The sequence below is a fragment of the Gemmiger formicilis genome (genome assembly GCF_016901605.1).
GTDB classification, from domain to species: domain Bacteria; phylum Bacillota; class Clostridia; order Oscillospirales; family Ruminococcaceae; genus Gemmiger; species Gemmiger formicilis_B.
On record NZ_JACJKP010000008.1, the window covers coordinates 19,148 to 31,151 of the forward strand.

Here is a 12,004-nt window from a genome sequence, read left to right on the forward strand (position 1 = left end):
ACAAGGATGCAGGAACGCTGGCGGATGAACAAACTGGGATTTGTAAACTTCTGGCTCTACGACTGGGAGAAGTTCCCCTTCAGCGAGGGCCGCCTTTTGCTGCGGGGTGAGAACGGCGCGGGAAAGTCCGTCACCACCCAGAGCTTCATTCCCTTTATGCTGGATGGCGATCTGCGTCCCTACCGGCTGGATTCCTTCGGCAGCAAGGACCGCAAAATGGCCTATTACCTGCTGGGGGAGGAAAAGGAGGAGAGCACCGGCTATCTCTATCTGGAATTCATCAAGCCGGAAACAAGGCTCTACCGCACCCTGGTGGTGGGGCTGCGGGCCCGGCGCAGCAGCAGCGCAGTGGAATTCTGGGGATTCTGCCTGAGTGACGGCCGGCGCATCGGCACCGGGCCGGAGGACTTCGCCCTGTTTGAAACCAAGGGCTCCCAGCACATCTCCCTTACCAGGCAGGAAGTCCACAACCGGTTCGGCGACGGCGAAAACTGGGTGGAACGGGGCAGCGACTACAAACAGATGGTCAACCGCATGCTCTTCGGCTGTGCCGAGATGGAGCAGTATGACCGGCTGCTCCGTCTTTTGATCCAGCTGCGCAAACCCAAGCTGAGCAAGGACTTTTCCCCGCGGCTGGTGCAGGAGATCCTCAACGCCTCGCTGCAGCCGCTGAGCGAGGAGGACATCGCCCCCATGGTCAATTCCATGGAAAAGATGGATACCATCCAGCACCGGCTGGAAGCGCTGGGGCAGAGCCTGCAGGAGGCCCGCCAGCTGCGCAACGAGTATACCCGCTACAACCAGTATGTGCTGGGCAAAAAAGGGCAGTACTATCTGGCGGCCCGTCAGTTTACCCAGCAGCGGCAGACCGAAGTAAAGAGCCTGGAGGACCAGGTCACCCTGACGCAACAGGCTCTGGAGGAGGCCCGGGCGGGTCACCGGGAGGCGGAACAGCAGGTGGGGGAGCTCTCCCGCCAGTTGAATGAACTGAATGCCGGTGGCGATTTGAAGCAGGCCATGCAGCGCAAGGAAGAATGCCGCCGCCAGGCGGCGCAGCAGCAGGAAACCATTGACCGGGAGCAGCAGGAAGAACGCAGAAAGCAGGCGGCGCTGGACGCCAGGGAACGGGACCGCCGCCAGGCAGCGCGCCGCTGTGACGACGAGCAGGAAGGGCTGGAAGAGGCTTTCCGGGAACTGGGAGAGCAGAATGAGGAGCTGCGTTATCCCGGCCACCCGGCTACCCTGCAGGAGGTGGATTTCCGGCAGGAACAGCCGGAGATCGCCCGCTTTGCCACCCGGCTGCGCAAGGCCGAGGAAGGACTGCGCCGCCAGGAAGAAGCCCTGGGACGGCTCGACCGGTACCAACAGGAGCGGGACACGGCGGCCCGGGCCCTGCGCCATGCCCAAAGCCAGTGGGAGGCGGCCCAGAGTACGGTGAACGCCATGCGGGATGCGCTGAGCGAAGCCTTCGCCGCGCTGGAAGAACCGGCCCAGGTCTTTTGCCTGCGGCATGAGGAAGTGATGGCGCTCTTTGCCCAGGTCACCGCCTATGAAGGGCTGGCCCAGGAACAGGAGATGCAGAGGATCCTCAACGGAGCGCTGCAGCGGCTTTCTGCCCCGCTGGCCCAGGAATATGCCCTTCTGGACCGGCAGCAAAAGGACGGCCAGCAGCAGCTCAACGAGCTGGCCGCCCGCCGCAGGGAGCTGGAAAACCAGAAAGACCTGCCACCCCGGCGCAGCGAGGCGGTGCAGGCCACTCGCGCCTATCTGCGGGAGCGCGGCATACCCCATGCCTCCTTTTATGAGCTGGTGGATTTTGCGCCGGACCTGCCGCCCCGGCGCCGCGACCTGCTGGAAGCACAGCTGGCGGATGCGGGGATCCTCGACGCGCTGGTGGTGCCGCCGGAAACACGGAAAGAGATGCCGGAACTGCTGGCCGAACATCCCGATCACTTCCTTTGCCTGGAGGACCTGTCCCCGGCGGCCGCGCCGCTGCCCCTGCGGCCCGAACAAGAATTGCCACCCTGGGCCGATATGGCCGGCATCCTGGCCTGCCTTTCGGAACAGCCCGCGGGCCATGCCTGGTTTGCCGCCGACGGCCGGTACCGCCAGGGGGTGCTGCAGGGGCGGAGCGTGGCGCAGCAGCCTGCCGGGTATATCGGCGCTTCGGCCCGGCGGGCCAACCGGGAACGGCAGATCGAGGCCCTTGCCCGGCAGATGGAAGAAAAGCAGCAGGAACTGGAAGAGATCCGGGAGCGTCTGCACCAGAACGAGACGTCCCGGCGGCAGCTTCAGCGGGCCTATGAATCCCGCCCCGCCACCGCCGATCTGGCGACGGCACTGGACCTGGCCGCCAGACAGCGGGAGGAAGTGGAACGCTCGGAGCGGACCCTGGATGACTGCACGCAGCAGGTCCAGCGGCAGCAGAAACAGCTGGCCAATCTGCGCGCCGAAATCCTGCCGCTGACCCGGGGACTTTCCTATGAACAGATGGTGGACCTCTGTGAAGAATACCGGGAACAGTACCGGACCATTTCGGAGGGGAAGGAAAATCTGGAACGGTGTCAGAGCCGGGTGCAGGAACTGGAACAGCAGATGAATGACCTGAACGAGGACCTGCTGGCCTGCACCGACCGGGTCCGCCGCCAGCAGGCCGAGCAGCGCAAGACAAAGGCCGCTCTGGAGGAGCTGGAGCGCTATCTGGCCCGGCCGGAAATCCAGGCCCTGGCCCGGAAGCTGGAAGAGCTCAACGCCGCCCTGGACCGGGCACGGAAACAATACCATGATACCGATACGCAGATGCAGCTGCGGCAGAACGATCTGGACCACCAGGGCCCCGAACTGACCCGGAAAAAGCAGGACCTGCAAAAGGCCATCGGGGAGGAGGAAGCGCTGCGCCGGATCTTTGAGGAAGAACTTTGCCGGGGCCCCGGTCAGCCGGGACGGGGGGAGGAGCCTCTGTGGCGGCAGGCGGAAGCCGCCCGGGACCACATCCGCCAGAAGGACCGCAACCTGGGGCCGGAGGATCTGCGGACTTCCCTGGAAAAAAATATGCGGATCGCCAGCACGCTGAATACTTACCGCATAGGCATCCAGCCGCTGTTTTCCAGTGAGGAAGGCCGGCTGCGCAGCCGCGTCTGTATTGAACTCTACCTGGACGGCCAGCGTCTGGATCTGCTGGACTTCATCCGGCGGCTGGAAGGCCAGCGGGAAGCGGAAGAACAGCTTCTCTCCCGGGAGGATCGCCGCCTGTTCGAGACGATTCTTAACCAGACGATCATTACCAAGCTGAGCCACCGCATCAACAGCAGCCAGGAGTGGACCCAGCGGATGAGCGGCATCATGGAACAGCTGAACACCTCCATGGGACTGCGGTTCAGCCTTGTGTGGAAGGGAAAGCCCGCCGACCAGCAGAAGGAACTGGACACTGGGGAACTGATCAAGCTGCTGCGCAAGAATCCCATGGTGATGGGGGATGCGGACCGGCAGAAGATCACCGATCATTTCCGCGCCAAGATCAACCGGGCGCGGGAACGCTCCCAGATGGAGGCCACCCCGGCCACCTACTCGGAACTGATGCGGGAGGCCCTGGATTTCCGGAACTGGTTCACCTTCCGCCTTTTCTACCAGAAGGGCGGTGTGGAAAAGCAGACCAAAAAGGAGCTGACCGATTCCGCCTTCAACAGCTTCAGCGGCGGCGAAAAGGCCATGGCCATGTATGTGCCGTTGTTTGCGGCGCTGGCCGCCCAGTACATAGCGGCGGGCAAAGAAGCCCCGCGGCTGATGGCGCTGGACGAGGCCTTTGCCGGTGTGGACGAGACCAACATCGAGAGTATGTTTGCCCTGGTGCATGACCTTGGGTTTGACTATATCATGAACTCCCAGGCCCTGTGGGGCTGCTACCCCGCGGTATCCTCGCTGAACATTGCAGAGCTGTGGCGCCCCCAGAATGCCCAAATCGTCACGGTGCTGCGCTATCATTGGGACGGTCATGTGCGAAGACTGGAGGAATCATGAAAGAATCATCCCTGCGGGACTATTTTGCCTCAACACCCGGCTGGCGGCGGCAGCTGGCCCAGCTGCGCAAAAAATGCCTGGCCGGATATGCCGACGGTATGATCCGGCTGCAGGATGCCACCCCGGAGGAATGCCGCGCCGCCGAAGGACTTCTGGGCCGCCATTTTGTGCCGCCCTTACTGCGCTACAAAATGTCGGATTTCGAAAAAGCCCTGCGGGACAGCCGCTTTGCGGTGACCGACCTGGCGGAATTCTGGCGGCAGCTGGACGGGGAGCCGCTGCGCTCCCACGCACGGCAGAAAGCCGACCGCCAGGAGGAAGTGCACCGCTTTTTCGCCAGGGAGGCAGCTATGCCCCACGGCGGGGCGGCGCGCAGCTGGCTGCAGGCCATGGAAGAAGAGAAAAACCATGGCTTCGGGGTTCTGCAGGACCGTATCGGGCAGCCCGAGGCCGCCCGGTGGCTGCACTGGGTCTGCTGCACGCTGGACCGCCGGCAGCAACACAACGAGCCGGAGGAACTGGCTCTCTGCAGTTATGCCGTCTCCACCGATCCCCACGCCCTAGACGGGAAAAATCCGGCGGGCAGTCTGCTGCTCCACGCGTTGGCCTTCTGGCAGGGGGTGCCGCTGCCCACCCGCGCCCGCCAGCGCCTGGCGCTGCTGCGCCGCTGCGGACTGATGCAGGACGATATCTCGGATTTTACCGTACAGCGCGGCCTGATCCTGACAGGGGCCGACGGCCGGGAACATCCGGCCTGGGCACCATTCCGGCTGGCAGGGAAATTCTGCCTGCTCACTTCCTCCCAGCTGGCGGAGGTACAGGGGGCGTCCAGTCCCACCGGGCGGGTGTATCTGCTGGAAAACCAGATGCTGTTCTCCTCCCTGTGCCGGCAAAGCGGTCTGCAGCACCCGCTGGTCTGCACCTCCGGCCAGCTGAAGGAAGCCTCCTGGCAGTTGCTGGACCTGCTGGCGCAAACAGATTGCCGGTTGTATTATGCCGGAGACTTTGACCCGGAGGGCCTTTCCATCGCCGACCGGCTGTGGCAGGAATACGGGGACCGGGTGCGTTTCTGGCACATGGAACCCCAGGATTACCGGCGGGCCATCTCGGAAAAGAAAATCGAGGGGGAAGGCCGCCTGCGCCAGCTGGAACAGATCGCTTGCCCGGCCCTGCGCCCCACCGCCCAGGCGGTTTTGGCGGAAAGGCGCGCCGGATACCAGGAGGCACTGGCGGAGCAATATCTGGAGGATTTGCAAAATCCGGGAGAATGAAGCCTTTTGGGAACGCTTATACGGCGATAGGTCATCCACGACTGGTATAGAGCTTTTGCAGAACCATGTATCCTACAAAAACCTATACTTTTGTACCATTACAAATGAAAGAATGTGCAACAAAGAGGAACTGGCATCGTGCAAAAGACACGAAAAGCGCGTTTTTCTTGATTGAAAACGCACGCGTGTGTTATAATGCGTTTTGGGAGGTGATCCTATGCAAAACATTGGCTTCAAAGAAGACCTGACGCATGAGTTCAAAAGCGATCGGACCTGTTTGTCTGATGGGGATATCATAGATGCTGTGGTAGCATTCGCCAATACCGAGGGTGGGGATCTTTATCTTGGCGTGGAAGACGACGGAGAAATAACTGGTTTGCACCCGCGCCATACAGATAGCACACAGTTGGCGGCCCTGATTGCCAATAAGACCGTTCCTCCGGTTTCGGTGAGAGTTGAAATTTTGAGCTTTTCTGTGCCGGTACTCAAAGTTTCTGTCCCCAGAAAAACGGCGGTCGTGGCATCTTCCGCAGGAAAGATACAGAGAAGAAGAATCAAAGCAGATGGTACTCCGGAAAACGTGCCTATGTATCCCTATGAAATTACGGCACGCCTTTCCTCTCTAAGTCTTTTGGATTTCTCTGCACAGCCTGTGGCAGACGCATGCTATGATAATTTGGATCCGGTCGAGCGCGAACGGCTGCGCAATATAATACGCACCTACCGTGGCGAACCGCAGCTGCTGGAACTTTCTGATGAAGAATTGGATAAAGCGTTACAATTTGTGGTATTGCAAAACGGAAAGGCAATCCCCACTTTGTGCGGTTTGCTGATGATTGGTAAGGCGTCGGCCATCAAAGCACACGTGCCGACGGCGGAAGCCGCCATTCAGGTTCTGTCTGGTACGGATATCAAAGTAAATGAGTCCTTTCATCTTCCGTTGCTTGCCGCGTTTGAAAAATTTCACGCCACTTTCAATGCTTGGAATACAAGCGAAGAGATGGAAATGGGAATGTTCCGTATTTCCATCCCTGCCTATGATCCGCGTGCTTTTCGTGAAGCATTGGTCAATGCCTTTTGTCATCGCGACTATTCCTTGCTGGGCCGTGTCCGCATGGCGATTGAGGATGATGGCTTGACAATTTCCAATCCGGGCGGTTTTATTGAAGGAATTAATGCGGATAACCTTCTGGATGCGGAACCCCATGGACGTAACCCGGTCTTGGCAGATGCGATGAAGAGAATTGGCCTCGCGGAACGTACAGGACGAGGCATCGACCGTATTTATGAGGGTTCGCTGCTTTATGGCCGGCAACTCCCGGATTATTCTCAATCCAATGCAACCAGCGTCCGCTTGTTAATTCCGAAAGGTCCGGTTGATAAGGCGTTTATCCAGATGGTTTCAGAGGAGCAGCAACGAATCGGGCACAGTTTGCCAATACACTCCCTCATGACACTGAACGCTTTGAAAGTGTTGCACCGTGCATCCGTTAATGAAATTGCCTCCTTTTTGCATAAAGATGAAGCCAGAATTCGGTCTGTGCTGGAATCCTTGGCAGAAAGTGGTTTGGTAGACGCAAGCGGAACTGGTCGGGGGAGGACTTACCTGTTAAGCGAAAGATATTATAGACTAACAAAAAAGCCCTATGCCTATGTAAGGAGCCATGATATCAACACGCTTCGCTATGAGGAATTAATTATGGAATTGGCGGAGCACCAAGGTCACGTTTCACGGGCGGATGTAGTTGAATTGCTTCACGTCACACCCTCTCAGGCGTTCCGACTACTGCAAAAGTTAGTGAAGGCGGAGCGCCTGGCCTTAAATGGAAAAGGTGCAGGGGCAAAGTATATTCCAAAGGACAGCGTATAAAACACGACAAAACACACGCGCGCGATTTTTAACACACGCGTGCGTTTTTGACGTGTTCCATGTGTGTTATACCTCTTGACCACCATCTGACCACTTCTTCTTCCCAGACGGTCCCGTTTGTCATTTTTTACGTTCCAACATTCTTTTATAACCACCACAAACAGCGCCGGAAGTTGTGCACACTACACAATTTCCGGCGCTGTATCATGCTATTTTTCCGTACGTCACAGTTCTCCGACCAGACTACTACGTCCAACCACGCTATTACCTAAAGCGCTTGGTGTGACCATATTCTTTCGAGCTAAATATATATCGATATTTCATTTATTTTTTTCAATCATATTACACGATTCCAAACCACTCTTGATAAACGACCTCTGTGCTTTTTGGTTCTTTCCCGTAAATTCTGACATTGCCGCCGACGCATATCCTTCTATTCTTGCTTGCCTTTTATTCATGTGCTATTCTAAAAGAAATAAGGAATCCCGAATCGTTGCCTCACATGATTTGATTGCTCATTTGCGATAGGGAGGTCGTTTGTATGGATGCAGAGTTGGAGATCCGACGCCTACAGCGCAGAGTACAAGAGCTCGAACAAGAAAATGCTGAATTGCGGGCACAGCTGGCGGCGTTTGGTTTGAGCAGTTCTGCGCAGGGCAAGGCTGGAGATACCGTTCTTTCTGCGGCACAAATGCCCTCTAACACGGCGGCTACACTGGACGCGCCCGCCCCCAATACGGTCACACCCTCTCACAACCGTCAAAGTATACCGCCTGCCCAATCCGCCCCATTGTCTGTCGCCCGCACCAGTTCTCCCGCCGAAAAGATCCGTCTCTTTCGTTCCCTGTTTCGCGGCCGCACCGATGTTTACGCCCTGCGCTGGCACAGCGAAAAGGCACAGAAGAGCGGTTACAGTCCCGTTTGCGCGAATGAATGGCGGCCCGGCCTGTGCGAAAAAGGGCGCGTTCCCTGCGCCAAATGTCCGAACCGCGTGCTGCGCCCGCTGGACGACGCAGCCATCTACCGTCACCTGGCCGGGCGGGACGCGCAGGGGCGCGACGTCGTCGGCTTGTACCCGATGCTGTCGGACGAGACCTGCTATCTGCTGGCGCTGGACTTCGACGACGCCAACTGGCAAGACTGCGCTCGCGCCATCGCGGACGTCTGCCGCGCACACAGTATCCCGTTCGCACTGGAGCGGTCTCGCTCCGGTCAAGGCGCGCATGTTTGGCTGTTTTTTGCCGAGGCCATTCCCTGCGCTAAGGCGCGCCGGCTTGGCGATGCGCTGCTGACTGCCGCTATGGACACTTGCGGTGGTATTTCCTTCACCGCCTACGACCGGATGTTTCCCAACCAGGACACACTGCCCGCGGGCGGGTTCGGCAACCTGATTGCCTTGCCGTTGCAAGGTCAGGCCCGACGGCAGGGCAACAGTATATTTCTGAACGATTCGCTCACGCCCTACCCGGACCCGTGGGCGTTTCTTTCTACTGTGCGCACGCTGCTGCCCGGCCAGGCCGACGATTTGCTGGCAGCATTGAGCCCCGGCCGTCCGCCGCTTGGGGTACTGACCGAACCGGCGGAAATGGCAGGCACCCACGCTTCACGCGCAGATACCACCCAGACAGCGACCAACTCCCGCACCCCCTGGAAGCCCCAACCTTCACCTGCCTTGTCCGCCCAGGATTTCAAACAACTACCGCTGCCCATCGTTCGCGCCAACGGGTTGTATATACTTCTGGAGCATCTGACACCGGTGGCCCGCAACCGGCTAATTCGGTTGGCGGCCTTTCGCAACCCTGACTTTTACAAAAAACAGGCCATGCACTTTTCCACCCACAACGTCCCGCGCATTATTTCGACAGCGGTGGAGACAGATGGATATTTAGTGTTGCCACGCGGCTGCGAAGAACCTCTTTGCGCACTTTTAGAAGGTGTCGGGGCTGCCTGCGCCATCCAAGACGAAACCTGCCTAGGCCGCCCGTTGCACATCGCCTTTACCAGCACGCTGCGCCCCGACCAGCAGCCCGCGGTGGACGCTCTGCTGGCGCACCGTAATGGAGTTCTCAGCGCTACGACAGCCTTCGGCAAGACGGTGGTCGCGGCCTGGCTGATCGCACAACGCGGTGTCAACACGCTGATTTTGGTCCACACGCAGGCATTGCTCAACCAGTGGCAGGCGGCGCTCTCACAGTTCTTGCAGATCGACGAACAGCTGCCGCCGCAGCCCAAGCGCCGAGGCCGGCAGCGCAAACGCTGCCTGATCGGGCAGATTGGCGGCGGCAAACACACGGCTGCGGGATTTGTGGATATAGCGATGCTGCAATCGTTGGTCCACGGCGGCGAGATCGATCCGCGGGTGCGGGAATACGGGGTGGTCATTGTGGACGAATGCCACCATGTACACCCGGATCGTTGATATCCAGAACACCTTTCTCAATCCGGAAGAGAAATTGCGTCTTTCCCGTATAATTGACTACCTGTGCGGGCCAGACGGCAACGCCATCTTTATCATAGTAAAAGGAACTGGCATATATTTTTTCGAAAGCTCCCGCCTGTGCGACGGAAGTCCCTTCAATCATCTCCTTCAACCCGGAAGATATGATATAGTGCTCTACGATTACGCCGTTTTCCTTTCCGTACTTGCGGATTCGCTCAAACCACTCTTTTACACCGGGAAAGAGTTCGACTTTCGCACCGTATTCGGCAAGTGTTTTTTTCGTAAAAAGAACCTTGCCTGCAGAGGCTTGTTTCATAACGTACATATAGGCAAGATTCTGGTCCATCTCATTGTCGGCGGCCAGCCCATTTGAACGCTTCCAAAAATCAGGAACATCATATTCGACAGACTGGATAAATCCTTGTGCCTGCATATCGGTCGGAGAGAGCGTTTTGTCAAAATCATAGCAAATCGCCAAAACTGGAAGGGCTTCTTTGTGCTTTCGCACATATTCAACATCAGACAATACAAGTCACCTCGCTTTGGGGTTTAAAAAGAAAAAACTGGCAGGGTGCGCATCTGCCAGTTAAGAAATGGTTTTATGCGTACAAAAGAGTGTCCAGGGTTTCGTCACTGATGAACCACTTTTCATTGCCGGGTTGATACTCATGACGCTGGTGATAGTGGCGGATAAACTCCGGATGGCCTTGTGTATGAACCAACAAATAGGGAAGATATCCTTGGCCTCGGACTTCATAACAAAGAAGATTCTTTTTGGTCGGTGCTGTATAGGTCACGCTCCCATCGTCATGTACGTGTTGGCCACATAGCGCGGTTCTGGCATCGAGATGGCAGCGCTGACGATATTCAAGGACCTCTGTTCGCAGAAAATCTGCGGTTCCGAAAAGGAGCTTGGTGCAGAGAAAGCGTTTTGGACACAGGAGGATACGCTGACTAGCACAGAGAAGGGGAAAGGTTGGCTGATTTACCCAAGTCATACAGTAAGGGTCCCATGCCCGGCGGATCACTTCGCCGGCATGCTCCTGAGGGAGTCCGTACTGCTGATACTGGGAAACGGTAAATTGTTCCAGTACTGGCCAGATGATGTTGGTTACCCAGTCGGAGAGACGGTCTGCATCAATCCCCTTTGTCCAGATCGGCACATCCTCAATCCCAATAACGCATCCCTGGTCGAACAGCCCCTGTTCAACCATTTGACGGAGCGCCGGGAAAATCAAAGAAAAAGAGGCTCCGTTTCCGGCGGGCTGAGCGTGAGACCACCCCAAATGCGTCTCATTAATTTCCCCGCAAGCTCGTGCAATCAAATGGCGAAGTGCCGACAAATCGCGGTTTCTCGCGGCATTGAAAAGAGCATCAAAAAAAAGTGTCGAGAAGGACGACGGCTTGTTGTGCCCATGGGTCTCCTGCAAGCGCCGCCAAGCGGACACGGGAAGGGTCAATAAAAAGCCGGTTGTCGGTGCCGATACGGATATCGGCAAATTCAAGGTTTTTGTGGCTGTGAATACCCAAAGAATGGGCGGACGAAAAATTTCTCAATAAATTTTACCTCCTCAAAGGTTGCCCAGAGAGAGGTCTTTGTGTATAATGACATCGTACCTCCTGCTTATAGTATATCTTATTACGTTACGTCACAAACAAGCTTTTTTGAACAGATTCAGGAAAAATACGGAATAGAGGGCGGCCGCTTATCAAATTCTCTTGCATTACTTTACGGCACATGAGTTTGCTGAGGATACTGCGGATGGTTCTGACGGTTGGCCGCCGTCAGAACTGGATTGCTGTTTTAGAAATAAGCAGTAAGTCGTTTCCCTTAATTCCGCAGAATACCAGGGATATACGGGGCTTCCGTAAGGTGTTGGAGGTGCGATCGGTCAGGCTAATGGTCAGCAACCGTAGCAATATATTTGGAATTCTTGCAGCTGGAAAAGGTGGATATGGAGTTCCTTATTGCACCAAAGAAAGGAAATGCTTCCCATAATTAAGAAAACTGGTGCCGAGCTAAATTACTGTGTCACCCCTTATTAAAGTTGGTCTAACTGTGTCAAAGTATGATATAACGCAAAAGCGAGGTCAGCGATATCCATTGTTGACGTCGCAACACAAAAAAGGTCGCTGTATTGCAGTACAGTGACCTTTTTTATTTTGTCACGGCTCAGTGCTTGTCAATCCATTTTTTGACGCTACGCGGTAACATCGGCCATGACAGACACAAAAAAAACTGATAAGATAGCTCATGGAATCTCCTTTCCGTGCTGAGTGCTGATTTTATACATTGGGCAGCACGAGAGCTATTTTATCAGTTTTTGTTTTTATGGGAAGATTGGTTTTATCTTTCGGCCAGATTCCATATCCGCAATCCCTGCTTTTCCGCATACCGCAGTGTAT

At 56.5% G+C, this 12,004-nt stretch carries 7 protein-coding genes; 4 read left to right on the top strand and 3 right to left on the bottom strand.

The window, feature by feature from the left end; all coding sequences use genetic code 11:
- Window positions 1-6 precede the first annotated feature (6 nt).
- The 4 genes from H6B10_RS01485 (at window position 7) to H6B10_RS01500 (ending at window position 9,577) form a co-directional block, all read left to right on the top strand.
- The gene (locus tag H6B10_RS01485) at window positions 7-4,017 is read left to right on the top strand and encodes an SbcC/MukB-like Walker B domain-containing protein (RefSeq protein WP_204649145.1); all 4,011 of its coding nucleotides are present in this window, start codon (window positions 7-9) and stop codon (window positions 4,015-4,017) included.
- Window positions 4,014-5,288, top strand: a complete 1,275-nt coding sequence (locus H6B10_RS01490; protein ID WP_204649146.1) for a TIGR02679 family protein — start codon at window positions 4,014-4,016, stop codon at window positions 5,286-5,288. Before H6B10_RS01485 ends, H6B10_RS01490 begins: the two co-directional genes overlap by 4 nt.
- 217 nt (window positions 5,289-5,505) lie before the next feature.
- Window positions 5,506-7,158: an RNA-binding domain-containing protein gene (locus H6B10_RS01495; RefSeq protein ID WP_204649147.1), complete on the top strand. Its 1,653-nt coding sequence runs from the start codon at window positions 5,506-5,508 to the stop codon at window positions 7,156-7,158.
- Between the two features lie 637 nt (window positions 7,159-7,795).
- Window positions 7,796-9,577, top strand: coding sequence for a TOTE conflict system archaeo-eukaryotic primase domain-containing protein (locus H6B10_RS01500; protein WP_204649148.1), 1,782 nt, complete (start codon window positions 7,796-7,798; stop codon window positions 9,575-9,577).
- On the opposite strand, the gene H6B10_RS01505 is transcribed toward H6B10_RS01500, so the two are convergent.
- The 3 genes from H6B10_RS01505 to H6B10_RS01515 all read right to left on the bottom strand — a co-directional run bounded on the left by H6B10_RS01505 (window position 9,537) and on the right by H6B10_RS01515 (window position 11,155).
- Window positions 9,537-10,124, bottom strand: a complete 588-nt coding sequence (locus tag H6B10_RS01505; RefSeq protein WP_204649149.1) for an HAD family hydrolase — start codon at window positions 10,122-10,124, stop codon at window positions 9,537-9,539. The genes H6B10_RS01500 and H6B10_RS01505 overlap by 41 nt on opposite strands.
- A 73-nt stretch (window positions 10,125-10,197) precedes the next feature.
- The gene (locus tag H6B10_RS01510) at window positions 10,198-10,941 is read right to left on the bottom strand and encodes a hypothetical protein (RefSeq protein WP_204649150.1); all 744 of its coding nucleotides are present in this window, start codon (window positions 10,939-10,941) and stop codon (window positions 10,198-10,200) included.
- Window positions 10,942-10,972: 31 nt separating this feature from the next.
- A complete protein-coding gene (locus tag H6B10_RS01515) occupies window positions 10,973-11,155 on the bottom strand; it encodes a hypothetical protein (RefSeq protein ID WP_204649151.1) in 183 nt (60 codons plus the stop codon).
- Between the last annotated feature and the right edge of the window lie 849 nt (window positions 11,156-12,004).

Excerpts from the sequence above, each read along its gene's own strand:
- H6B10_RS01485 (WP_204649145.1), top strand. The coding sequence starts at position 7 with ATGCAGGAACGCTGGCGGATGAACAAACTGGGATTTGTAAACTTCTGG.
- H6B10_RS01490 (WP_204649146.1), top strand. The coding sequence starts at position 4,014 with ATGAAAGAATCATCCCTGCGGGACTATTTTGCCTCAACACCCGGCTGG.
- H6B10_RS01495 (WP_204649147.1), top strand. The coding sequence starts at position 5,506 with ATGCAAAACATTGGCTTCAAAGAAGACCTGACGCATGAGTTCAAAAGC.